Origin of the sequence: Stenotrophomonas sp. CASM106 (genome assembly GCF_049384825.1) — a bacterium.
Classification (GTDB): domain Bacteria; phylum Pseudomonadota; class Gammaproteobacteria; order Xanthomonadales; family Xanthomonadaceae; genus Stenotrophomonas; species Stenotrophomonas muris.
In genome coordinates this window covers 206415-230595 of sequence record NZ_JBMRFS010000006.1, presented here as the reverse complement: position 1 = coordinate 230595, position 24181 = coordinate 206415, and the positions used below count along the sequence as shown (strand labels likewise).

Genomic DNA, 24181 nt, shown 5'->3' with positions numbered 1-24181 from the left:
TGTGTTCCAGGGGAGTCACTGTGTCCTTGCATCGTCGTGCCGTTCTTCCGTTGCTGCTTGCCGCCGCCACCGCACTGTTCCAGCCGCAGCCGGTACAGGCACAGAGCACCTACTTCTTTCCGCAGGCTGCCGATGCAGCGGCGTTCGATACCGCCGTGCCCACGCCGGAGCAGTTCCTCGGCTATCCGATCGGCAGCCGTTACACCCGGCACGACCAGCTGGTGGCGTACTTCCAGGAACTGGCCCGGCGCTCGGACAGGATCAGCGTGCGCGAGATCGGCCGCAGCTATGAGGGCCGCCCGCTGTTGATCGCCACTGTCACTGCCGCAGGCAACCACGCGCGGTTGGAACAGATCCGCCAGCAGCACGCGACCCTGGCCGATCCGGCGCAGCCGCGCAGTGCGGCGGGCGACAGCCCGGTGGTGGTGTGGCTGGGATACAGCGTGCATGGCAACGAGACCTCCAGTGCCGAGGCGGCGATGCTGACGGCTTACTACCTGGTGGCCAACCGCAGCGCCGAAACCCAGCAGTGGCTGCAGCAGGCGGTGGTGCTGTTCGACCCGGCGCAGAATCCGGACGGTCGCGATCGTGCCGCCAACTGGCACAACGCGTGGGCCTCCGATCCGGCCTCGGCCGACCCGGTCGACAAGGAGCACGTCGAACCGTTCCCGCAAGGGCGCACCAACCACTACTTCACCGATCTCAACCGCGACTGGCTGGCCCTGACCCAGCAGGACTCGCGGCCGAAGGTGGAGGTGTTCCACCAGTGGTACCCGAACGTGCAGATCGACTTCCACGAAATGGGCAAGGACAGCACCTACTACTTCGAGCCCTCGCCGAAGAGCATGCACAGTCCGCTGATTCCCGCGGCGTCGTACGAATTCAACAAGACCCTGGCCAGGTACCACGCGCAGGCGCTGGATGCGCTGGGCTCGCTGTACTACACCGGCGAGAACTTCGACAACTTCTCGCCGGTATACGGCTCGACCTACCCGGACTTCCATGGTGCCGTCGGCGTGACCGTCGAACAGGCCAGCTCGCGCGGCCGCGTGCAGGAATCGGTGAATGGCCTGCTGACGTTCCCGTTCACCATCCGCAACCAGGTCGCCACCGGGCTGGGCACGGTGCGTGGCGCAGTGACCGAGCGCAGCGGCCTGTTCGACCTGCAGAAGCAGTTCTTCCAGAGCGCGCTGAAGCAGGCCGCACAGCAGCCGGTGAAGAGCTTCGTGTTCGGTGATGCGCATGACCCGGCCCTGACCCGTCGCCTGCTGGAACTGTTGCTGCTGCATCGCGTCGAGGTGCGCGCGCTGGATCGTGCCGTCACTGTCGATGGCCAGCGCTTCGATGCCGGCAGCGCCTACGTTGTGCCGGTCCAACAGGCGCAGTTCCGCCTGGTGCATTCGATCTTTGCCGAGACGCCGCCGATCAAGGGTGATGTGTTCTACGGCAGCACCAGCTATGCAATCGCACCGGCCTACGGCGTGGCCTTCGCCGGTAGCCGCAGCCGTATCGAAGGCGGTGCACGCGTGACCGCGCTGCCGGCTGCGCAGGGCGCGGTGCTGGGCAGCCAGGCCGGATTCGCCTACGCGATCGACTGGCGCGACTACAACGCCGGGCGCGCGCTGGCCGCACTGCAGGGCAAGGGCGTGAGCGCACGTGCGGCATTCCAGCCGTTCACCACCGCGACCGCGCAGGGCGAGGTCAGCTTCGCCGCCGGCAGCCTGGTGATTCCGGTGGCCGGGCAATCGCTGCAGGGCGCAGCGCTGCTTGAGGCAGTGACGTCGGCCGCGCGCGAGGCGGGTGTGCAGGTGCACGCATTGCCCAGCGGCCGCAGCCGCGAAGGCATCGACCTCGGCAGTGACGGCGTCAAGGCGCTGCGCAAGCCCACGGTCGCGCTGGTGATGGGCGAGGGCGTGGCCGCCACCGAGATCGGTTCGGCGTGGTTCCTGCTCGACCAGCAGCTGCACCTGCCTGCCAGCAAGCTGGACCCGCAGCAGCTGGGCAAGGTGCCGCTGGACCGCTACACCACGATCGTGCTGTCCGGCGGCACCTACACCGGCATCGATGCCACGGCGGTGGCCGCACTGAAGCGCTGGGTGCAGGCCGGAGGTTCACTGGTGACCTACGGCAGCGCCTCGAAGTGGGCGATCGAACAGAAGCTGGCCGACGGTGAGAAGCTCGGAAAGGAAGAAGAGACTGCCGACGAGAGCCGCCGTGCGTTCGGCGACCAGCGCGACATCGCCGCGATCGAGCGGGTCAGCGGCAACATCCTCAGTGCCGACGTGGATACCAGCCATCCGTTGGCGTTCGGCGTGCCGCGCCGGCAACTGGCGATCAACAAGGAAAACACGGTGACGCTGCAGCCGAGTGCGAACCCGTTCTCGACGGTGGTACGCATCGACGCGCCGCCGCGGGTGAACGGTTACTTGTCCGAGCGCAACCGCACGCGGGTGGCGGGCAGCGCGTGGCTGCTGGTGTCGGCGCAGGGGCAGGGTAACGTGGTGCTGTTCGCCGATGATCCGGCGCATCGCAAGTACTGGCATGGCACGGACCGGCTGCTGATCAACGCGATCTTCTTCGGGAATCTGGTGAATCCGGCGAAAGCGCGGGGTTGAGGTGTTTGGCGCCGAGTTTCTGTTGTGCTTGGGAGGCAGGGGGCCTCAGCCAGGACACGCCGTAAACCCCGCTCCGCGGGCCGGCCCAGCCGCTGGCGGCTGGGCGTTCGGTCGCTTGCGAAGCCGTGCTTCGCAGGCAAAGCGCCCTCACCCATGGGGGCTCGATGCGCCTTGCTCGTGTGCGCTGTCCTGCGCACACGGCTAGACCGGGGTTGGGCGTCCTGCCCAACCCGCCCGAGGCATGCCTCGGGCCCCATGCCCATCCGCCCTCAGCGCAACACACCGCCAGCTTCTACTCACGGTAGCCAGCAACAAAAAAAGGACGGCGCGTCAGCGCCGTCCCTCGGTAAGAAGCCCCCGCGCAGCGGGAAGCACACTCCCTGTCAGCTGGGATCAGCCGGCGCGACCGCCGCCGTTGCCACCCTGGCCGCGGCCACGGCCGCCACCATTGCCGCCACCGCCACGACGCTGGCCCTGACCCGCGCCCGCACCGGCACGCTGCTGGCCATTGCCACCGCCCTCGCGGCGGCCACCACCGGCCTTCTTCGGGCCAGCATGCGCATGGCGCGGCGCATCGCCGTGCGGACGGCGCGCGTGGCTCTTGCGCGGTGCGCGCTCACCGGTATCGTGCTCGGCCTTGCCCGGCGCACTGTTGCCCCAGCGGATCGGCGTCTGCAGCTCGAAGCCCGGCACATCGCGGATGTCCATGTCGCGGCCCAGCAGGCGCACGATCGCGCGCAGCAGCTTCACTTCATCCTGCGCCACCAGCGAAATCGCCTGACCGGTCGCGCCGTTGCGGCCGGTGCGGCCGATGCGGTGCACGTAGTCCTCGGCCACCATCGGCAGGTCGAAGTTGATCACCTTCGGCAGCTCGTTGATGTCGATGCCGCGCGCGGCGATGTCGGTGGCCACCAGCACGGTCACGCGGCCGGCCTTGAAGTCACCCAGCGCACGCAGGCGCTGGCCCTGGCTCTTGTTGCCGTGGATCGCCGCGGTCTTGATGCCCGACTTTTCCAGGAACGTGGCCAGCTTGTCGCTGCCATGCTTGGTGCGGGCGAACACCAGGGTCTGCTCGCGGCTGTCCTGCGCCAGCAGGTGCAGCAGCAGGTCGCGCTTGCGGCCGGCGTCGACCGGATGCACGCGGTGGGTGATGGTTTCGGCCACGGTGTTCTTCGGCGTTACCTGGATCTGTTCCGGGTTGCGCATGAACTCCAGCGCCAGCTGGCGGATGTTGTCCTCGAAGGTGGCCGAGAACAGCAGGGTCTGGCGGTTCTGCTTCGGCAGCTTGGCCAGGATGCGCTTGATCGACGGCAGGAAGCCCATGTCGAGCATGCGGTCGGCTTCGTCCAGGATCAGCACTTCAATGCCGGACAGGTCGACGCTGCGACGCTCAAGGTGGTCGATCAGGCGGCCCGGGCAGGCCACCAGCAGGTCCACGCCACGGCGCAGGATGTCCAGCTGGTTGCCCATGCCGACGCCGCCGTAGATGCAGGCGCTGGGGATGCGCAGGTACTTGCTGTAGCCACGCAGGCTGTCATGCACCTGGGTGGCCAGCTCGCGGGTCGGGGCAAGGATCAGCGCGCGCGGCTTGCGCGGGCCGGCACGTACCTCCTGCGAGGCGGTGCCCAGGTGCTGGAGCAGCGGCAGGCCGAACGCGGCGGTCTTGCCGGTGCCGGTCTGTGCGCCGGCCAGCAGGTCGCGACCGGCCAGCGCCAGCGGGATCGCCTGCTGCTGGATCGGGGTCGGGTTTTCGTAGCCCTGCTCGGCGAGCGCGCGCAGCAGGAAGGGCGCCAGGCCCAGCGATTCAAAAGACATTGAGTTTGCTCCAAGTACAAGAAACGCCTGTCCGAGCGGACAGACGGGGGCAGATCAAACTGATCGGCTGACTCGGAGCGTTCCCGTGAACCGCGCTGCGAGAATTGGGTGCAGCCGGCACGAAGCGCAGGCTGGAATGCGTGACGAACGGCGTCGGAGTGGGGGCGGGCGAAGAGGGCGGACCCTGGTCGCCGGCGATCCCGGAGGGAAACGGACGGCCGCTGCAGACCCTGCAAGTCTAAACGATGTTCGAGACTTCGCGCAAAAAGGCCTGTTCAGGTAGGGGTTCTCTCTGCAGGGCTGCGCCCTGCACCCGCAGAGGCTGAAGCAACGTCAAAGGCCGGGTTCCTGTGGGAGGCGGGGTGGGTCCGGTGGCAGGGGGCGCTGCAAGTACGTCCATGTAAGCTCGGTCGCCGCATCCATGCGGCTCACGCCCCTGTCACCGGACCCACCCCGCCTTCGACAGTTTTCCGCGATCTGTCGAATCTCATTCGATCAATTTCGGTGTCCGACGGATCTCGACGATGAATGATGTGGATGTTCGATCAGTCATTGGGAACCTGTCGGGGGTGGGGGGGGGGGGGGGGGGGGGGGGGGGGGGGGGTGGGGCGGTGTGGGTGGGCAGGACCGTTGGCGCCATGGATGGCGCCATCGAGCCCCCATGGACGGGTTTACGGCGTGTCCTGCCCACCCACACCGCCCCGCCCAACCAGTAGAAAGCCAGAGCCGCTTTTGACGTTGCCGTTGCTGTTGCATTGAGCAGGTGCAGGGCAGCAAGCCCTGCCGAACCCCCCACTACGGTAGGGTGGGCCGATGCCGCGCTGCAGCTTGGCGTCGCCGCAGATTTGATTACACTTGAAACTTGTTTGCCCACGACTCCGGACACCCACCCATGAAGCTTGGTTCTTTGAAGGAAGGCGGCCGCGACGGCACCCTGATCGTCGTCTCGCGTGACCTGCGCCACGGCGTGCGCGCCACCGGCATTGCCGCCACCCTGCAGCAGGCCCTGGAGGACTGGAGCCACATCGCCCCGCGCCTGAACGCCCTGTACGAATCGCTCAACGCTGGCGATGCCGATGGCGTGTTCGACCTCGACCCGCAGGCACTGGCCGCGCCGATGCCGCGCGCCTATGAGTTCGTCGATGGCAGCGCCTACCTGCCGCACGTCGAGCGCGTGCGCCGTGCCCGTGGCGCCGAGGTGCCGGAGAGCTTCTACACCGATCCACTGATGTACCAGGCCACCAGCGCCGGCTTCTACGGCCCGCGCGATGCGGTCAAGGTGGTCAGCGAGGACCACGGCATCGACCTGGAAGCGGAGATCGTGGTGATCACCGACGACGTGCCGATGGCGGCGACCCCGGAACAGGCAGCCGGTCATATCCAGTTGGTCGGCCTGGTCAACGATGTCTCGCTGCGCAACCTGATCCCGGGCGAGCTGGCCAAGGGTTTCGGCTTCCTGCAGTCCAAGCCGCGCTCGGCGCTGTCGCCGGTGTTCGTCACCCCTGACGAGCTGGGTGCCGCGTGGCAGGACAGCAAGGTGCACCTGCCGCTGCTGACCCACATCAACGGCCAGTGGTTCGGTGCGCCGGAAGCGGGCGTGGACATGCAGTTCAATTTCGCCCAGCTGGTTTCGCATGCGGCCAAGACCCGTCCGCTGGTCGCCGGCACCATCGTCGGCTCGGGCACCATCGCCAACGAGGACACCAGCAAGGGTGCGTCGTGCTTCGCCGAGCAGCGCGTGGTCGAAACCCTGCGCGATGGCAAGCCGAGCACGCCGTTCATGTCCTTCGGCGACGTGGTCCGCATCGAGATGCTCGATGCCGCCGGCAACAGCATCTTCGGTGCGATCGAGCAGCGCATCGAACAGGCGGCCAGGCCCTGAGCATGGAGGCGGCCATGGAGATCCTGGTTGACGACGGCCCGGTCGACGACGGCATCGTGCTGTACACCTACTGGCGATCCAGCGCCGCCTACCGCGTGCGCATCGGCCTGGAGCTGAAGGGCCTGGCCTGGGAGGCCCGGCCGGTGCATCTGGTGCGCGACGGTGGCGAGCAGCACCGGGATGCCTATCGGGCGCTCAACCCGCAGCAGCAGGTGCCAACCCTGCTGCATGAGGGGCATGTGCTGACCCAGTCGCTGGCGATCCTCGAATACCTGGACGAGCGCTTTCCGCAGGTACCGCTGCTGCCGGCCGACGCCGCCGGCCGCGCGCGGGTGCGGGCGCTGGCCCAGCTGGTGGCCTGCGACATCCACCCGATCAACAACCTGCGGGTGATGCAGTACCTGGAGCGCGATCTGCAGGTGCCGGCCGATGCGCGCACGCAGTGGACCCTGCACTGGATCGCCGAGGGCTTCGCGGCGATGGAAGCCCTGCTGGTCAACAGTCGTGACACCGGCGCCTTCTGCCATGGTGACCGTCCCGGCCTGGCCGATATCTGCCTGCTGCCGCAGCTGTACAACGCCCACCGCTTCGGCCTGGACCTGGCACCGTACCCGACCCTGCGCCGCATCGAAGCGGCCTGCCAGGCAGTGGATGCCTTCGACCGCGCACGCCCGGAAAACCAGCCCGACGCCGCCTGAAAAAAAGGGGACGGAGGGGATTAAGTCGTATATGCACTTACGACTTAATCCCCTCCGTCCCCTTTCTGCCGCAAACGGGCCAGGTCATCGCGGAACACCCGGTAGGCTTCCTCGCGGCGCGCATCGTCGGCCTGCCGCAACACCCATGCCGGGTGCACCGTGGCGTAGCCGCGCGTGCCGTCCTCGAGGGTGTGCCAGCGTCCGCGGTCGCGTGCGAGGTCGAAACCACGACCGAATACCGAGGCTGCGGCTGTCGCGCCGAGGCATACGATCACCTGGGGCCGCACGCGTGCGATCTCACCCATCAGCCAGGGGCGGCAGGCCTGGATGTGGCGGCTTTCCGGCCGCTTGTGCAGCCGCACCTTGCCGCGCCGCTCATGGTGGAAGTGCTTCACCGCGTTGGTGAGGTACAGCTGGGCGCGATCGATTCCCAGTTCCGCCAGTGCGCGGTCCAGCACCTGGCCGGCAGGTCCTGCGAACGGCTGCCCGCGCAGATCCTCGGTATCACCGGGCTGCTCGCCGATCACCATCACCCGCGCATCGGCAGGCCCCTGCCCGAACACGGTCTGCGTGGCCTGCTCCCATAGCGGGCACTGGCGGCAGGCACTGGCCTGTCCGCGCAGATTGTCCAGGCTGCTGGCATCGGCTGCCGGCGTCGCAGCGTTCGCACGCGGGGGAATCCTGCGTTGCGGTGCCTGTGCCGGCCGGTCATGCATTTCCTGCACGCGGTCGGCCGCGTCGCGCACCAGGCGTGGCAGCAACTGTGCTTCAGGCAGGTGGCGCCAGTACTTTGCCGGCATCTCCTGCATCATCATCCGTGTGTTGAGCCGCGCCGGATTGAAGATGCTGGCGTAGTAGGTCTGCCACAGCGACTCGCGTGCATCCTCGGCCGGGGCATCTTCGCGCCGTGCACCGGGGCCGAAGGCAAGCGCCTGCCCATCCCAGGCGACGCTGCGCGAAGGGGTCAGGATCGCCCAGCGCATGCCGGTGAAGCGGCGCGCGAAGAACGGCGCGACCCGGTCGACGATGTGGTGCTGCGGCTCGAACCAGGCGATGAACGCATCAGGCTGGCCAGGTACCTCGCGGAAGCGCACGAATGCCTTCATCTTGTGCGTGTCACGGCGGACGGCCTGGGCGAGGGCTGTCGCGCGCAGGACATCGGCGTCGGCGGGGTTGCCCAGCACTGATCGCTCGCCATGGGCGATGCGCCACAGCAGGCGATACAGCAAGGCCAGGCGCTGGGGATCGCGATGGCACAGGCAGGTGGCCGCCAGCTCCAGGAAGTCACGTGGAACGTTGGGTGCACCGGCATCGGCAAGCATCGGCGCCTGCTGCACGGCCGGCGCATCCAGCAGCGACGTGTCACTCCCTTCCAGCCAGTCCAGCTGCGGCGGGGCAACGCCGCGCAGCAACGCTTCGCGCGCAGCATCGCGCCAGGCCTGCAGCGACCACGGCGGATCCACCCGCAGCGACCACCGCTGCGCGTCAGGACGCAGACGGGGCATCGAAAAGCGAACCCTGGCGCGGCGGCGGGGCCAGCTGCGCGCGCAGCGCCGCCGGATCATCCAGTGCTTTGCGCGGGTGATGGTCGGCCAGCAGCACGAACGGCAGCAGCTTGCTCATCGGTGCCTTCAGGCGCGCGATGTCGGCCACGCGCAGCCGCCCGTGGCGGCGTGCCATCAGCACGCGCTTGACGTTGCGCACGCCAAGGCCGGGCACGCGCAGCAGCATTTCCTTCGGTGCCCGGTTCAGATCGACCGGAAAGCGCTCGGGATGGCGGATCGCCCAGGCCATCTTGGGGTCGATATCCAGGTCGAGCATGCCGTCCTGGGTGGTGTCGGTAATCTCCTCCACACCGTAACCGTAGAAGCGCAGCAGCCAGTCAGCCTGGTAGAGGCGATGTTCGCGCTGCAGCGGTGGCGGCTGCAGTGGCAGCTGCCGGCTGGCGTCCGGAATCGGGCTGAACGCGGAGTAGTAGACCCGGCGCATGCGGTAGTTGCCGTACAGGCTGTCGGCGCTGGCCAGGATCTGCTGGTCGTTTGCCCCGTCCGCGCCGACGATCATCTGGGTGCTCTGCCCGGCCGGTGCGAAACGCGGAGGGCGCGGGCGAACACTGCGACTGGCCGTCGGCGCCACCGCTGCGGGGGACTTGCGAGCCTCCTTGGCTTCCTCGATGCGCCAGCGCAGTTCGCCCATCGCGCCACGGATCGAGTGCACCGTCTTCTCCGGTGCCAAGGCGCTCAGGCCGGCTTCGGTCGGCAGTTCCACGTTGATGGACAGGCGGTCCGCATAGCGCCCGGCACTGGCCAGCAGTTCCGGCGAGGCCTCGGGAATGGTCTTGAGGTGGATGTAGCCGGCGTAGCGGTGTTCTTCGCGCAGCTGCCCGGCCACTTCCACCATCTGCTCCATGGTGTAGTCCGCATTGCGGATGATGCCGCTGGACAGGAACAGGCCCTCGATGTAGTTGCGCTTGTAGAAGTCCAGGGTGAGCGTGACCACCTCGTCCACGCTGAAACGCGCGCGGGCCACGTTGCTGGAGACCCGGTTCACGCAATAGGCGCAGTCGTAAATGCAGAAGTTGGTCAGCAGGATCTTCAGCAACGAAACGCAGCGGCCATCGGGCGTGTAGCTGTGGCAGATGCCCATGCCCTCGGTACTGCCGATACCGCCACTGGCGCGCGAATCGCGCTTGCCCGAGCCGCTGGAGGCGCAGGACGCGTCGTATTTGGCGGCGTCGGCCAGAATGGCCAGCTTGCGGATGGTTTCCATTGAGGAAACCTACGGATGAGGGGTCTCATTGGATGAGACCGCCCATGAACGCTTCAGAAAAAAGGGGACGGAGGGGATTAAGTCGCAAATGCACAAACGACTTAATCCCCTCCGTCCCCTTTTTCGTGGGGTCAGAAGCCGTGGGTGATGCTGGGTGCGCCGGCCGAGAAATCGGCGTACGGGTCGTGCTCGCCGCTGCTGCCTTCGGACAAACGGAACTTCAGGGCCAGGCCATCGCGCGAGTCGGCCGCGCGCAGCGCTTCCTCCTGCTCGATGATGCCCGCCTTGGCCAGCCGGAACAGGCACTGGTCGAAGCTCTCCATGCCTTCTTCCAGCGAGCCTTCCATCGCCGCCTTGATCTCGTGCACCTGGCCGCGACGCAGCAGGTCGCGGATCATCGGCGTGTTGATCAGCACCTCGGTGGCCGGCAGGCGACGGCCCTCCTTGTTCTTCACCAGGCGCTGGCTGATCACCGCACGCAGGTTCAGCGCCAGGTTCATCAGCACGTTCTTGTGCGCGCTTTCCGGGAAGAAGTTGAGGATGCGCTCGATGGTCTGGTCGGCGTTGTTGGAGTGCAGGGTGGCCAGGCACAGGTGCCCGGTCTCGGCGAAGGCGATCGCCGCCTCCATCGTTTCCGCATCCAGGATTTCGCCGATCAGGATCACGTCCGGCGCTTCACGCATCGCGTTCTTCAGCGCGTTGTGGAAGGCGTGGGTGTCCAGGCCGACCTCGCGCTGGTTGACGATCGACATCTTGTGCTTGTGCAGGTACTCGATCGGATCCTCGATGGTGAGGATGTGACCGGTGGTGGTGCTGTTGCGGTGGTCGATCATCGACGCCAGCGAGGTGGACTTGCCGGAACCGGTGGACCCCACCACCAGCACCAGCCCGCGCGGGGTCATGATGACGTCCTTCAGCACCTGCGGCAGGTTCAGCTCCTCGATGCTAGGGATGCGGCTGCGGATGGCGCGGATGACCATCCCGACCTCGCCCCGCTGCTTGAACACGTTGACGCGGAAGCGCCCGGCATCGGGCAGGGCGATGGCCATGTTGAGCTCCAGCTCGCGCTCGAACTGCGGCACCTGGCCTTCGTCCATCAGCGAGTAGGCGATTTTCTTGACCATGCCCGGCGGCAGGCCGGTGTTGCCCAGCGGATAGAGCTTCCCCTCGATCTTGATGTAGACCGGTGCCCCGGTGGTCAGAAACATGTCCGAAGCGTTCTTTTCGGTCATCAGCTTCAGGAAGTAGCCGATATCCATTGCGAATTTTCCCCAACGAAACGGCCGACGCCCGTTGCCAGCACGGTGTCGGCTTGACGACAATGGCCGTGAACCGACAACCGGTACGGCCTCCCCAATGAAACGACTTAGCTTCGCACGAATGCGCCATGGCCTGTATGTGATGGCGTTTGCATTCGCACTGTCTGCCCCCGCCTGGGCGCAGGACGCCGCCCTGGAACTGGCGCAGGCCCGGCAGGCGGTCGACAAGGCCACCCAGGCCGACGCCGACCAGTACGCCCCGGACCTGATCGGTCTGGCCCGGCAGGGGCTGGAGCAGGCCCAGCGCGCCGCCGGCGACCGCCGCGAACGGAAGAACGCCCCGGCGATGGCCCTGCGCGCCGCCGCCGATGCCGACCTGGCACGCGTCCGCAGCGAGGAAGCCACCGTCACCGCGCAGCTGCAGCTGCGCCGCAACGAGGTCAACCAGCTGCAACGCCAGCTGTCGACCGGGGAGGACCGCCGGTGAAGCCGATGACCGCCGCAACCCTGGCCGCGCTGCTGGCGCTGCCGACCCTGGCCGTGGCCGCCGACAACCCGATGGTGGCGCAGCTGAGCCAGCGCCTGATGGCCATCCAGGCCAACCCGGACACCGCTGAGCTGGGCGCCTTCGAGCGCATGCAGGCCCAGCAGGCCATCGCGACCCTGGACAAGGCCAAGCGCCGTGACCAGGAGCTGGCCACCTACCTGGCCGAGCGCCGGGTGGAGATTGCCGAGACGGCCGTGCGCACGGCGATGGCCGCGCGCGAGGTCGACCGCCTGGAGCGCACCCGCAGCGACCTGCTGATCGAGGCCAGCCGCCGCGACGCTGCCCGCGCCCGCCAGGAAGCCGAGCAGCTGCGCATGCAGGCGCAGATGCAGGCCGAGGAGGCCGAACGCCTGCGCCAGGCCGCCGAGGCCGAAACCCTGGCCCGCCAGGACGCCGAAAACGCCCTGACCAGCGTGGCCGGCAAGCAGCAGCAGCGGCTCAGCGCTGCCCAGCAGAACGCCGCCAAGCTGGCCCGTGAGGAGGCCGAGCTGGTCTCCGGGCAGAAACTGCCGGGTTCGAAGTTCGACGGGCGAGGCGAAGTCTTCACCTTCAATGGCGACGCGTTCGCTGCAGGTGCCTCCAGCCTGTCCGGTGGGGCCCGCAACCAGGCCAAGGCGCTGGCCGAGTACCTGAACATCGGCAAGAAGGGCCGCCTGCGCATCGAGGCCTACGACAATGCCAACGGCGTGGGTCAGAAGCGGGCCGAAGCGCTGCGCGACGCCCTGGTCGCGGCTGGTGTCGCCAGCAACCGGATCCAGGTCAGCGGCAAGAAGGCAGCCTCCACCCGGGCCCGTTCGGCCGAGGTCATCATCGCCCCGTAATGCATTGATATTGTTTGTTTTTCGTTGCAATGAGCATTCAGCCTGAACCCCGCCCCGGCGGGGTTCGGTCTTTTTGACGCAGGGGTCTTGTACCCCGCCCTGAGCAGGCGTAGGGTCAATCGTCCGGGACGCAATGCCGCGGACCGGACGATGGGAGGGCCGGGCCGATGCAAGCAGGGCGCGAACCGCAGCAGATCGACGTGCGCAGGCCAGTGCCGCAGGTCGTTGCAGGCGTCCAGGTGGCCATCGGCCGGCGCTCCTCCATGAACAACGCCCCGTGCCTTGTGGCCGGGGCGTTCGTGTATCTGTCGAAGGAGGTCCATCATGTTTGAAGATCAGCCCCAGAGCGAGATCGACGCCCGTCGCGCGCGTGATCCGGAGTTCAGGGCACTCCATGACCAGCACCGCAAATTGAACAAGAAGTGCATGGACGCGGAGTTGGGTGTACTCCCGATCGATGATGTCACCCTGGGTCGCATGAAGCGTGAGAAGCTGCTGGCCAAGCAACGCCTTCTGCGAATGTACGAAACACCGCTCCCAACGACGTCCCCCACGCTTTGACGCACCCCGTCGCGCCCGGAACGGCGTGACCCGGCCATCGATGGCCCCGCCGGGCGACCCCGCCCCGGCATCGCGGCACCGCCGATGAGGCGGCCGCGCCAAGGCATCACAGGCGGTGGTGCCTTGGCCAGCAGGCACAACTCACCGATGCGGGCGGTACCGGTCTCCTCGTCGATCCGGGGCCGCCCGCATCCCTTCATGGGGCAGGCGGGCGGCATGCCTGCACCGACCTGACATTCAGCGCCATCCGTCGGATAATCATCGGTCCGGCCCTGCGTGGCGCGAACCGAAAGTCCTCCGAATGCCCATCCATTCTTCCGTCCTCGAACTCATCGGCCAGACCCCGATCGTCAAGGCCCAGCGCCTGGACACCGGCGTCTGCGAGCTCTACCTGAAGCTGGAGAGCGCCAACCCGGGCGGATCGATCAAGGATCGCATCGGCCTGTCGATGATCGAGGCGGCGGAGCAGCGTGGTGACCTGAAGCCGGGGGCGACCCTGGTTGAAGGTACCGCCGGCAACACCGGCCTGGGCCTGGCGCTGGTGGCACAGCAGAAGGGCTACAAGCTGATCCTCGTCGTTCCCGACAAGATGAGCCGCGAGAAAATCTTCAACCTGAAGGCGATGGGCGCTGAAGTGCGCCTGACCCGTTCAGACGTCGCCAAGGGCCATCCGGAGTACTACCAGGACCTGGCCAAGACCATCGCCGAGCAGACCCCGGGCGCCTACTTCATCAACCAGTTCGGCAACCCGGACAACCCGGCCGCGCATGAGTTCGGCACCGGCCCGGAAATCCTCGAGCAGATGGGCGGTGACCTCGACGCCATCGTGTTCGGCTGCGGCAGCTCCGGCACCATGACCGGCCTGTCGCGCGCGTTCGCCAAGCTGTCGCCGAAGACCGAGCTGGTGCTGGCCGATCCGGTCGGCTCGATCCTGGCCGAATACATCAACGACGGCGTGCTCAACGACAAGTCGGGCAGCTGGCTGGTGGAAGGCATCGGCGAGGACTTCCTGCCCTCGATCTCCGACTTCAGCCGCGTCAAGAAGGCTTATGCGATCAGCGATGCCGAGAGCTTCCACACCGCGCGCGAGCTGCTGGGCAAGGAAGGCATCCTGGGCGGTTCGTCCACCGGCACCCTGCTGGCGGCGGCGCTGAAGTACTGCAAGGAGCAGACCACGCCGAAGAGGGTGCTGGTGCTGGTCTGCGATACCGGCAACAAGTACCTGTCGAAGATGTACAACGACTACTGGATGCTGGACAACGGCTTCCTGCAGCGCCCGCAGCACGGCGACCTGCGCGACCTGATCCTGCGCCCGTACGGCCAGCGCGACACCGTGGTGATCGGCCCGAACGACCTGCTGACCACCGCCTACCAGCGCATGAAGCTGTACGACGTCTCGCAGCTGCCGGTGATGGACGGCGAGAAGCTGGTCGGCATCGTCGACGAAAGCGACGTGCTGCTGCATGTCTATGGCGACGAGGCGCGCTTCCGCGACACCGTGGCCACCGCGATGGTCAGCAAGCTGGACCGGCTGGACGTGAAGTCGCCGATCGAGGCCCTGCTGCCGGTGTTCGACCGCGGCCAGGTGGCGATCGTGATGGACGGCGACGCCTTCCTCGGCCTGATCACCCGCATCGACCTGCTGAATTACCTGCGTCGGCGCGTTCAGTAAGGCGTTTATCGCCGCAGATCGCTGCTGAATCCCGGTTTATCCGCGTCAAAGCTCGTTAAGGCCGCGCTGATAGACTCCCGCTCCTTCGACGGCGCCGGTCATCGGCGCCAATCAGGAAACAACATGTCCAACGCTTCTTCCCCGGACCGCGCGCTGGCCCTGGCCACGCTGGCCATCCACGGCGGCCAGTCGCCCGACCCCAGCACCGGCGCGGTGATGCCGCCGATCTACGCCACTTCGACCTATGCCCAGTCCAGCCCGGGCGAGCATCAGGGCTTCGAGTACTCGCGTACCCACAACCCGACCCGGTTCGCCTATGAGCGCTGCGTGGCCTCGCTGGAAGGCGGTACCCGCGGCTTTGCCTTCGCTTCGGGCATGGCGGCCAGCTCGACCGTGATCGAGCTGCTCGACGCTGGCAGCCACGTGGTGGCGATGGACGACATCTACGGCGGCAGCTTCCGCCTGTTCGAGCGCGTGCGTCGCCGCACCGCCGGGCTGGACTTCAGCTTCGTCGACCTGACCGATCTGGCGGCATTCGAAGCCTCCATCACGTCGAAGACGAAGATGGTCTGGATCGAGACCCCGACCAACCCGATGCTGAAGATCGTCGACATCGCCGCGGTCGCCGCCATCGCCAAGCGCCATGGCCTGATCGTAGTGGTCGACAACACCTTCGCCTCGCCGATGCTGCAGCGTCCGCTGGAACTGGGTGCGGACCTGGTCCTGCATTCGGCCACCAAGTATCTCAATGGCCACTCGGACATGGTCGGTGGCATGGTCGTGGTCGGCGACAACGCCGAACTGGCCGAGCAGATGGCCTTCCTGCAGAACTCGGTGGGGGGCGTGCAGGGCCCCTTCGACAGCTTCCTGGCCCTGCGCGGCCTGAAGACCCTGCCGCTGCGCATGAAGGCACACTGCGCCAACGCGCTGGCGCTGGCCCAATGGCTGGAAAAGCACCCGGCGGTGGAGAAGGTGATCTACCCGGGCCTGGCCTCGCACCCGCAGCATGAACTGGCCGGCAAGCAGATGGCCGGCTACGGCGGCATCGTCTCGATCGTGCTCAAGGGCGGGTTCGAGGCGGCCAAGCGCTTCTGCGAGAAGACCGAACTGTTCACCCTGGCCGAGTCGCTGGGCGGTGTTGAAAGCCTGGTCAACCATCCGGCGGTGATGACCCATGCCTCGATTCCGGTCGCGCGCCGCGAACAGCTGGGCATCAGCGATGCGCTCGTGCGGCTGAGCGTGGGCGTGGAGGAGCTGGGGGATCTGCAGGTGGATCTGGAGAGGGCGCTGGCGTGAGCAGTCGCTTGGAAAAGAGATCTTCCGGGCTGACGCCCTATGCAACTGCCCGGCGGCGGCCATTGGCGGGCTTCCTGCGTTCGCCCTTGGAGCACCGTCAACTCATCTTCCGTCTGATCCAGCGTGAGATCGTGGGCCGCTATCGCGGTTCCTTCGCCGGCCTGGCCTGGTCGTTCATCACGCCATTGATCATGCTGGTCCTGTACACGTTCGTGTTCTCCATCGTGTTCAAGGCAAAGTGGAAGGACTTTGATACCAGCGGTGGCTTTGCCTTGATCCTCTTTTCCGGACTGATCGTGCACGGCGTGGTAGCCGAATGCATCAATCGCTCCCCGGCATTGATCACGAGCAATGCCAACTACGTGAAGAAGGTTGTGTTTCCGCTGGAAGTCTACGCGTGGGTGACGCTCGGTTCGGCGGTTTTCCATGCGTTCGTCAGTTGGATCGTGCTGACCATTGCCCAGTTGTGCATGGGCGTTGCGCTGCCCTGGACCGTGATCCTGTTCCCCGTGGTGATGCTGCCGCTGTTGCTCGGTTGCCTTGGCGTTTCCTGGTTCCTTGCCGCGATCGGCGTCTACTTCCGAGACGTGGCACAGATTACCGGCACGCTTGCGACGCTGCTGCTGTTCCTTTCTCCCGTGTTCTACGCGCTTGATTCGATTCCTGAACGCTATCGTCCCCTGATCCAGGCCAATCCCCTGACGGGTGTCCTGGAGGCGGCACGCAAGGTATTGATGTTCGGTGACATCCCGTCTCCTGCGTACTTCGGGATCGGCCTGCTGGTGGGCCTGCTCATGGCCATGGCTGGTTACGCTTTCTTCCAGAAATCTAGAGATGGATTTGCCGATGTCATCTGATCCGGTCGTTCTCAAGATCGACGGCGTTTCCAAGCACTATCAGGTCTACGGCTCGCCCCAGGACCGGTTGAAGGACGCCCTTTTTTCGCGCGCTGCGCGTGTCGTGGGAAGCCGAGGCAAATCCTATGGCCGCCAGTTCAGTGCGCTGAAGGATGTTTCATTCGAGATTCGCAAGGGTGAAACGGTCGGCATCATCGGACGCAACGGGTCGGGCAAGTCCACGCTGCTGCAGCTGCTGAGCGGTACGCTGGCGCCATCGGAAGGCCAGATCCTGGTCGACGGAAGGGTTGCGGCACTGCTGGAGCTTGGGGCGGGCTTCAATCCTGATTTCACCGGCCGCGAGAACGTGTTCTTCAACGGTGCCCTGCTGGGACTTTCGGACGAGCAGCTGCGCAGCAAGTACGACTCCATTGTCGAATTCGCCGATATCGGCGAGTTCATCGACCAGCCGGTGAAGACATACTCCAGCGGCATGTTCGTGCGGCTGGCCTTCGCCGTGATCGCGCACGTGGAAGCTGACATTCTGGTCATCGACGAGGCACTGAGTGTCGGCGACGCGTTCTTCGTGCAGAAGTGCATGCGATTCCTCCGTTCCTTCATGCAGAACGGCACGGTGGTCTTTGTATCCCATGACACCGCCGCCGTCATCAATCTCTGCGACCGAGTGGTCTGGTTGTCGCACGGGAAGATCGTTGCAGATGGCGCCCCCAAGGAAGTCACCGCCAAGTATCTGGAAGATCTCTACGCGGTGGAGATGGCCGCTGCTGGTCCTGCTGCGGTGGCCGTTGACGCTCCCGAAAGTGACGCGCAACCGGCAGCTGCTGGTGCGACCGCCATCGAACCGGACCACGCAGGCATGGCGCCCCGTGATTTCCGCCAGGATCTGATCAACGCCAGTGAGCATCGGCAGGAAATCCGGGTCTTTGAGTTCAATGCAAACAAGGGGTTCGGACAAGGCGGGGCGCAGGTCGAGTTCGCTGCCTTTGTTGACGTGGATGGCAACCCGCTGTCCTGGGTGGTGGGTGGAGAGCCGGTCCGGCTGCAGATCCGCTGCCGTGTGAACCAGGTGTTGAGCTCGCCCATCATCGGTTTTGAGGTGTACGACCGCCTGGGGCAGACCCTGTTCGCGGACAACACGTATGTCGCCTCCATCGATCCCCCTCCCGGCGCTCAAGCGGGGCAGGTACTGGTGGCTTCCTTTGATTTCCGGATGCCTGTCCTGCGCGAGGGTGACTACACCATGAGTGCAGCCATCGCAGACGGCAATCAGCATCACCATGTCCAGCACCATTGGCTGCATGACGCGCTTGCCTTCCATGTTCATGCACGTGGCATCTGCCTTGGATTGTTCGGCGCACCCATGCAGCGCGTGCGCCTTGTAGTCGAGCAACAAGATCTGGTATCCGGGTGACCGGCTTCAGCAGCAATCATGTATTGAGGTGACCCATGGCAACCCAGCTTGACGAGCACGTAGAAGATCTCGCATTCACCGGCGAACGGTTCATGCCCGAAGTGGCCGGTCAGATCGCCTTCGAACATCTCCATCGCTATCACTTCGCCGCCAGGTTCTGTGCCGGCAAGCAGGTGGTGGACGTGGCCTGTGGCGAAGGTTATGGCAGCCAGATCCTGTCTGGCGTTGCGGACTCGGTGACCGGCATAGATATCTCGGCCGAGGCCGTCGCCCATGCGGCTGGCCGCTACGGGTCCGATCGCTTGCGCTTCGTCGAGGCGTCTGCTGCCTTGCTGCCATTGGAGGACGACTCCGTTGACGTGGTGGTGAGTTTCGAGACCATCGAGCACCACGACCAGCATGAGGAAATGCTGTCGGAGATCCGGCGCGTTCTACGTCCGGGTGGGATGCTGATCATGTCCAGTCCGAACAAGCAGCACTATTCGATCGACCCGGGCTACGAAAACCCCTATCACGTGAAGGAGTTGTTCCGTCACGAGTTGATCGAACTCATCCAGCGCTACTTCCCGCAGCAGCAGGTGTATTCGCAGCGCGTCGTCTACGGTTCCCTGTTGGTCGCTGACGGTCCGGCGGCCTTCGATTCAATCCTGGGCACCGGCCCTGAAACCAGTGAATGGGCCGAAGGCCTCAGCCGCCCGCTCTACGACCTGGTGGTTGCGACGGATGGGGTGCTGCCTGTGCAGTCGTCCTCGTTCTTCGAACTGAAGGTTCATGGAATGGATGCCGGCGCCTTCTACGGGGTGCACTTGCCTGAGCGCGTCCAGAACGCGGATATCGAAGTCCTGCAGCTTCGCGCCAAGGTCGAGGAACTCGAGGCCCAGGCCCAGTCCCATCTTTCCCATCGGGAAGCCGCTTCCCTGGAGGCGGCGGAGGAACTGCGGCGGACGCGCGAAGCGCATCTGGCCGAGATCGAGCGGCTTCGTGACAGCCGCAACGAGGTGCTGTCCTCGATCTCCGTGCTGGGTTCGCTGGTCGATGATGTTCGCCGCGAAGGCGGTCATGATCGGCTGGCCCAGGAACGCAGGCTGGAAAGCCTGCAGAATGCGCTGGATCAGAATCGAGCGCTGGTTGCTGAAGCAGCCAGCAGCCAGTCGATCGACAACGGTCAATTCAAGGCTCAGCTGGCCGAACTCCGCCAGCAGTTGATTCAGGCCGTTGCCACCGAGGAAAGGGTCCGCTCCCTCGAGCGCATGCTTTCCGAGTCCCAGGAGATGGTGTTGGGGCATATCAATGCCAACGGCAGCCTGCGCGAAGAAATGTCCGCTCTGCGTGCGGAAATCGACCGGACCATGGCCGAACGGGATGAGGCAAGGCAGTCCGTGCAGCAGCTGCAGTTGGCCGTAACCGAGCAGCGCGTCATCAGCGAGCACCGCGAACGGGATGTGGAACTGCTTAAGGCGTCACGGAGTTGGCGTTACACTGCATGGCTCAGGAAACTGTCAGGAAGTGCCAGGAGGCACCTGTAAGCGATGCATCAGGGTCAGAAAATGGGAAAACTGGGGGCAGTTGCACGCCGCATGTACATGGCGGTGCCGGGCTGGAATGCGCGGCTTGCACTGAAGGATTTCCTGTTCCGGAACTTCAGCTTCGCCTTTGCCAATACAAATGCCTACCGCCGATGGAAAACCTTCGGCGCAGGGCAGGAATTTGCTGTTGTCACGGCGGGCGCGCAGCAGCCGCCAGCCGCTGCCGCTCCGATCGTTGCCGAAGGCGTGAAGGTGTCCTCCGTGGCGCGTATCTACGCAGACGCCTTCGACGTCGCTGCAGGCGTGCGCGGGTCTGAGTACGTGGAGCTGGCGCCTGCGCTACAGCCACCGACCAGCCTCCGCTTCAAGACGATCGCGTTCTACCTGCCGCAGTTTCACCCCTTCGCCGAAAACGACGCATGGTGGGGCAGGGGCTTCACCGAGTGGACCAATGTGAGCAAGGCCGTGCCACAGTTCCAGGGGCATCGCCAGCCGCACCTGCCCGGTGAACTGGGTTTCTATGACCTGCGCTTGATCGATGTGCTCAAGCGCCAGGCCGAGCTTGCCAAGCTGTACGGCGTTCACGGCTTCTGCTTCCACCATTACTGGTTCTCCGGTCATCGACTGATGGAGCGGCCGGTGGACCAGCTGCTCGCGCATCCGGAGATTGACCTGCCGTTCTGCATCTGCTGGGCCAACGAGAATTGGACCCGGCGCTGGGATGGGCATGAAAACGATGTGCTGATTGGTCAGAACTACACGGCTGACAACGACATCGCGTTCATTCGTGATGCGATGCCGTACCTGTCTGATCCGCGGTATATCCGCATCGATGGTCGGCCGTTGCTCATCATCTACCGGCCATCGCTGCTTCCCGATGCCCGCAAGTCGCTGGATGTCTGGCGCGGCTATGCGCGTGAGCAGGGCCTTGGCGAGCTGTTCATCGCCATGGTCCAGTTCGACGTCGATGATCCGCGCACGTACGGCTTCGATGCAGCCCTCGAGTTCCCGCCGCACAAGGTGGCGCGTGGCCTGTCCAGCATCAACCACACGCTGCACATCGCCAACCCGCGTTATGAAGGCTACGTGGTCGACTACCGCGAGATGGCCGAACGTTCCAGGAACTGGCCGGAAGAAGACTATCCGCTGTTCAAGGGGGTTACGCCACGCTGGGACAATGAAGCGCGAAAGCCGGGGCGCGGCTACACGTTCGCCCATTCCTCGCCGAGCGAGTACCAGCGCTGGCTGGAATCGGCGGGCGAGTTCGCACTGGCCAAACCTGTGCGTGGCGAGAGCGTGGTCTTCATCAACGCCTGGAACGAGTGGGCCGAAGGCGCCCATCTGGAACCGGACCGTTACTACGGTTATGCCTTCCTGCAGGCGACGCGCAATGTCACCGCCAGCACGGCGAAGCCGCGTGTCGCACTGATTTCCCATGATGCGCACCCGCATGGCGCGCAGTACCTCGCGCTCAACATGGCACGCAAGATGACGGCCGGCCTGGGACTGGACGTGCATGTCGTGCTGCTCGAAGACGGCCGCCTGCACAGCCAGTTCGCCGAGTGCTCCACGGTCCACCTGCTGGGCGACCGGGATCCAGCGGTGCTGGCCAATGAACTACGCCAGCTGGGCGTGCGCTCGGTGCTTGCCAATACGGCGGTCAGCGGCCGCATCGTGCAGGCGTTGGGTGATGCAGGTCTTACCGTGGTGTCGATGATCCACGAGCTGCCGGGTGTCATCCAGAGCTACGGCCTGCAGCCTGCACTGGCGGACATTTCCCGTGTGGCCAAGCGCATCGTCGTCGCCTCGGACGCAGTACGCGAAGGTTTGCAGCCCTTCCTCGACCCGGCAGGGCAGGCCAAGGTAACCAAGCTGCCGCAGGGGCTGTTTGCAGCCAACCGCCATCGCGGGAAGCGCAATCGAGACGCTGCGCGCGCAGCGCTGCGGCAGCGCTTGGGTCTCAAATCCACGGACAGGATCGTGTTGTCGGTGGGCTACGCCGATGCGCGTAAGGGTGTCGACCTGCTGGCCGAGGCGTTCACCAGCGCATTCGCCCAGCGACCTGATGTCCACGTCGTTTGGGTCGGTCACCGTGAAGAGGCTGCGTGTGAGGCCGCGGAAAAGGTGCTCCGCAGCCATGGCATGCTGGAGCGGTTTCACTTCGCCGGTCTCGACTTTGACACCGATGACTACTACGCAGGCGCTGACATCTACGCGCTCGCGTCGCGGGAAGATCCTTTCCCATCCGTCGTGCTGGAGGCCTTGTCTGTCGAGCTGCCGGTCGTCGCATTCGCAGGCACGGGGGGCGGTGCGGACCTCGTGGCCCAGCACCAGGCGGGCGTGGTCGTGCCGGCACTGGACGCCGTCGCCTATGGCGGCGCCTTGGCGCGTCTGCTCGATGAGGATTCGGTGCGAGCAACGGCAGGCGAAGCCGGACGACGCCTTGTCAATGCCGACTTCTCCTTCCGCAGCTACCTGCTGGACTTGCTGGATCTGGCCGGGCATCGCATTCCGCGTGTCTCGGTGGTAGTGCCGAACTACAACTACGCCCACTACCTGGAAGAGCGTCTGGCGTCGGTGTACGGGCAGGACTTCCCCCTGTATGAGGTCATCATCCTGGATGACGCCTCATCGGATGGGAGCCTGGCAGAACTCGAACGCCTCTGGCCAACATTTGATCCGGAGCCGCGCCTTGAGGCGTCGTCGGACAACAGCGGGTCGGTCTTCCGCCAGTGGATGAAGGGCGTGAGCCTGGCGCGCGGCGAGTACGTCTGGATCGCCGAGGCCGACGATCTTTCCAAGCCAGCATTCCTGCGCTCGCTGGTGGACCTGCTCGAGTCCAACCCCCGCTCGGTGATGGCGTTCTCGCAGTCGGAACAGATCGACGAGTTCGGCGAGGTGATGGCTGGCGACTATCTGGAATACACCAATGATCTCTCGCGTGATCGCTGGCGCAGCAGCTATTCGGCGATGGGTTCCGAAGAAGTTGAAGCCGGTCTGGCTGTTAAGAACACCCTGCCCAACGTCAGCGCCGTGCTGTTCCGTCGCGAGGCGCTGCTGCGCGTGATGCAGGAGCACATCGAAGAGATCACTCAGTATCGGATCGCGGGCGACTGGCTGGTCTACCTGCTATTGCTGCGCGATGGCGGCCTCAGCTTCAATGCGGAATCGCTCAACCAGCACCGCCGCCATGGCAACAGCGTGACCATCGGCTCCAAAGCGCAGGGTCACCTGGATGAAATCCGCAGCCTGCATGCCCACGCCCAGCGGCTTTTCCCGTTGAGCGCAGCCACGCGGAGCGCGGCCGCGGCATACGAAGACAAGCTGCGCACCCACTTCGGGTTGCGGAACCATTCAGCTGGGACGGAGTGATTGCATGAGCGCGTTGGTCATCGGTGGCAATGGTTTCATCGGTTCACGACTCGTCGCCGCGCTGCGTACGCGTGGTGAAGAGACGGCGGTGCTGGATCGCTTCCCTGCCCGCACGGACATGGACTGGGCTGGTGTGCGCTACTTTCAGGGCGATTTCCACGACGCTGATGTACTGGAGCAGGCGCTGCAGGATGTCGATTCCGTGTACCACCTCGCCAGCTGCACTGTGCCGAGCACTGCTGATGCTGATCCGATCGCTGATATCGAAGGCAATCTAATCGGTACCCACCGTTTGCTGGAGGCAATGCGCGTACGGGGCGTGCGTAGGCTCTGCTACTTTTCCTCTGGAGGAACGGTGTATGGCAACCCCGACACCCTTCCCGTTCCCGAAACGCACGCGCTGCGACCGATTTCCTCCTACGGCATCGTAAAGGTCGCCATCGAGCACTATCTGACGATGTTCCAACGTCAGGGTTGGCTGGATCCGGTGATCATCCGTCCCTCAAATCCCTACGGGCCAGGGCAGTCCACGCGAGGGATCCAGGGCGCAGTGGCTGTATTCCTGGGACGCGCGCTGGCAGGATTGCCTGTCGAGATATGGGGTGACGGGGAAACCGTCCGAGACTACGTGTTCATCGACGACCTCATCGATCTTGCGCTGTTGGCAACGGAGTCCGGAAGGACAGGAGTATTCAACGCGGCGTCTGGTAATGGCATCAGTCTGAATGAGCTCTGCGCGGCAATTCGGGTAGCTTCGGGCAGGGCATTGCCTGTGCAGTACAAGCCTGGTCGCACGTTTGATGTGCGATCCATTGTTCTCGACGTCCAGCGCGCCAAGCAGTTGCTGGGCTGGACACCAAAGATCGCGCTGGCGGAGGGGTTGATCCTCGCCTGGCGAAGCATGCAGGACGCGACGGGCAGCTAGATTCGCTTGAATCTCCGCGACGGCGTCGCACGGAGACGCAGGTGAATGTGCCCAGCAAGCAGTCGTGTGGCTTCATCGAACACAACTCAGTGTGAACTGAATCTGGCCTCCAGTCCTCGTATCGCTCGTCTTCAAGTGCGATTCCCTTCCCAACT

17 protein-coding genes are annotated in these 24181 nt (G+C 65.3%); 13 read left to right on the top strand and 4 right to left on the bottom strand.

Annotated elements, in window-relative coordinates; all coding sequences use genetic code 11:
- The first annotated feature begins 20 nt into the window (after window positions 1–20).
- A complete protein-coding gene (locus VG556_RS15960; protein ID WP_049405087.1) occupies window positions 21–2615 on the top strand; it encodes a M14 family zinc carboxypeptidase in 2595 nt (864 codons plus the stop codon).
- A 393-nt stretch (window positions 2616–3008) separates the two neighbouring features.
- Here VG556_RS15960 and VG556_RS15955 read toward each other — a convergent pair whose 3' ends face one another.
- Window positions 3009–4430, bottom strand: a complete 1422-nt coding sequence (locus VG556_RS15955) for a DEAD/DEAH box helicase (protein WP_014035874.1) — start codon at window positions 4428–4430, stop codon at window positions 3009–3011.
- Window positions 4431–5322: 892 nt separating this feature from the next.
- Between VG556_RS15955 and VG556_RS15950 the strand changes: the two genes are divergently transcribed.
- A complete protein-coding gene (locus tag VG556_RS15950; protein ID WP_049406232.1) occupies window positions 5323–6312 on the top strand; it encodes a fumarylacetoacetate hydrolase family protein in 990 nt (329 codons plus the stop codon).
- A 14-nt stretch (window positions 6313–6326) separates the two neighbouring features.
- The gene (gene maiA, locus VG556_RS15945) at window positions 6327–7010 is read left to right on the top strand and encodes a maleylacetoacetate isomerase (RefSeq protein ID WP_049406234.1); all 684 of its coding nucleotides are present in this window, start codon (window positions 6327–6329) and stop codon (window positions 7008–7010) included.
- Between the two features lie 44 nt (window positions 7011–7054).
- Here maiA and VG556_RS15940 read toward each other — a convergent pair whose 3' ends face one another.
- From VG556_RS15940 to VG556_RS15930, 3 genes are all read right to left on the bottom strand, one after another.
- Window positions 7055–8515 (bottom strand): UdgX family uracil-DNA binding protein, encoded by a 1461-nt coding sequence (locus tag VG556_RS15940; protein WP_049406236.1) that lies wholly within the window; start codon window positions 8513–8515, stop codon window positions 7055–7057.
- On the bottom strand, window positions 8496–9779 hold the full coding sequence (locus VG556_RS15935; protein ID WP_100449316.1) for a putative DNA modification/repair radical SAM protein: 1284 nt from the start codon (window positions 9777–9779) through the stop codon (window positions 8496–8498). The genes VG556_RS15940 and VG556_RS15935 overlap by 20 nt, the downstream gene beginning before the upstream one ends.
- A 131-nt stretch (window positions 9780–9910) precedes the next feature.
- The gene (locus VG556_RS15930; RefSeq protein WP_014645840.1) at window positions 9911–11038 is read right to left on the bottom strand and encodes a PilT/PilU family type 4a pilus ATPase; all 1128 of its coding nucleotides are present in this window, start codon (window positions 11036–11038) and stop codon (window positions 9911–9913) included.
- A gap of 121 nt (window positions 11039–11159) precedes the next feature.
- On the opposite strand from VG556_RS15930, the gene VG556_RS15925 reads away from it, so the two are divergent.
- From VG556_RS15925 to VG556_RS15880, 10 genes are all read left to right on the top strand, one after another.
- Window positions 11160–11525: a DUF4398 domain-containing protein gene (locus VG556_RS15925; protein WP_005415160.1), complete on the top strand. Its 366-nt coding sequence runs from the start codon at window positions 11160–11162 to the stop codon at window positions 11523–11525.
- Window positions 11522–12406: an OmpA family protein gene (locus tag VG556_RS15920; RefSeq protein ID WP_080281838.1), complete on the top strand. Its 885-nt coding sequence runs from the start codon at window positions 11522–11524 to the stop codon at window positions 12404–12406. The genes VG556_RS15925 and VG556_RS15920 overlap by 4 nt, the downstream gene beginning before the upstream one ends.
- A 324-nt stretch (window positions 12407–12730) precedes the next feature.
- Entirely contained in the window at window positions 12731–12967 is a 237-nt protein-coding gene (locus VG556_RS15915) for a YdcH family protein (RefSeq protein ID WP_005407964.1), read from the top strand.
- A 301-nt stretch (window positions 12968–13268) separates the two neighbouring features.
- Window positions 13269–14639, top strand: coding sequence for a pyridoxal-phosphate dependent enzyme (locus VG556_RS15910; protein WP_014645842.1), 1371 nt, complete (start codon window positions 13269–13271; stop codon window positions 14637–14639).
- 123 nt (window positions 14640–14762) lie between these two features.
- On the top strand, window positions 14763–15935 hold the full coding sequence (locus VG556_RS15905) for a cystathionine gamma-synthase (protein WP_032957893.1): 1173 nt from the start codon (window positions 14763–14765) through the stop codon (window positions 15933–15935).
- Entirely contained in the window at window positions 15932–16792 is an 861-nt protein-coding gene (locus VG556_RS15900; RefSeq protein ID WP_099475629.1) for an ABC transporter permease, read from the top strand. Before VG556_RS15905 ends, VG556_RS15900 begins: the two co-directional genes overlap by 4 nt.
- Complete coding sequence (locus VG556_RS15895; protein ID WP_014645845.1) at window positions 16782–18203, top strand: ABC transporter ATP-binding protein; 1422 nt, start codon at window positions 16782–16784, stop codon at window positions 18201–18203. The genes VG556_RS15900 and VG556_RS15895 overlap by 11 nt, the downstream gene beginning before the upstream one ends.
- A 35-nt stretch (window positions 18204–18238) precedes the next feature.
- Window positions 18239–19729: a methyltransferase domain-containing protein gene (locus VG556_RS15890; RefSeq protein WP_049406241.1), complete on the top strand. Its 1491-nt coding sequence runs from the start codon at window positions 18239–18241 to the stop codon at window positions 19727–19729.
- 3 nt (window positions 19730–19732) lie between these two features.
- A complete protein-coding gene (locus VG556_RS15885) occupies window positions 19733–23101 on the top strand; it encodes a glycoside hydrolase family 99-like domain-containing protein (protein WP_100449317.1) in 3369 nt (1122 codons plus the stop codon).
- Between the two features lie 4 nt (window positions 23102–23105).
- The gene (locus tag VG556_RS15880; protein ID WP_014645848.1) at window positions 23106–24026 is read left to right on the top strand and encodes an NAD-dependent epimerase/dehydratase family protein; all 921 of its coding nucleotides are present in this window, start codon (window positions 23106–23108) and stop codon (window positions 24024–24026) included.
- Window positions 24027–24181: the final 155 nt, after the last annotated feature.

Bases quoted from the DNA above. Each gene is read 5' to 3' on its own strand.
- VG556_RS15890 (WP_049406241.1), top strand. From the start codon at position 18,239: ATGGCAACCCAGCTTGACGAGCACGTAGAAGATCTCGCATTCACCGGC.
- VG556_RS15880 (WP_014645848.1), top strand. From the start codon at position 23,106: ATGAGCGCGTTGGTCATCGGTGGCAATGGTTTCATCGGTTCACGACTC.
- VG556_RS15905 (WP_032957893.1), top strand. From the start codon at position 14,763: ATGTCCAACGCTTCTTCCCCGGACCGCGCGCTGGCCCTGGCCACGCTG.
- VG556_RS15915 (WP_005407964.1), top strand. From the start codon at position 12,731: ATGTTTGAAGATCAGCCCCAGAGCGAGATCGACGCCCGTCGCGCGCGT.
- VG556_RS15910 (WP_014645842.1), top strand. From the start codon at position 13,269: ATGCCCATCCATTCTTCCGTCCTCGAACTCATCGGCCAGACCCCGATC.
- VG556_RS15950 (WP_049406232.1), top strand. From the start codon at position 5,323: ATGAAGCTTGGTTCTTTGAAGGAAGGCGGCCGCGACGGCACCCTGATC.
- VG556_RS15925 (WP_005415160.1), top strand. From the start codon at position 11,160: ATGCGCCATGGCCTGTATGTGATGGCGTTTGCATTCGCACTGTCTGCC.
- VG556_RS15930 (WP_014645840.1), bottom strand. From the start codon at position 11,038: ATGGATATCGGCTACTTCCTGAAGCTGATGACCGAAAAGAACGCTTCG.
- VG556_RS15940 (WP_049406236.1), bottom strand. From the start codon at position 8,515: ATGCCCCGTCTGCGTCCTGACGCGCAGCGGTGGTCGCTGCGGGTGGAT.
- VG556_RS15885 (WP_100449317.1), top strand. From the start codon at position 19,733: ATGCATCAGGGTCAGAAAATGGGAAAACTGGGGGCAGTTGCACGCCGC.
- VG556_RS15895 (WP_014645845.1), top strand. From the start codon at position 16,782: ATGTCATCTGATCCGGTCGTTCTCAAGATCGACGGCGTTTCCAAGCAC.
- VG556_RS15955 (WP_014035874.1), bottom strand. From the start codon at position 4,430: ATGTCTTTTGAATCGCTGGGCCTGGCGCCCTTCCTGCTGCGCGCGCTC.
- maiA (WP_049406234.1), top strand. From the start codon at position 6,327: ATGGAGATCCTGGTTGACGACGGCCCGGTCGACGACGGCATCGTGCTG.
- VG556_RS15935 (WP_100449316.1), bottom strand. From the start codon at position 9,779: ATGGAAACCATCCGCAAGCTGGCCATTCTGGCCGACGCCGCCAAATAC.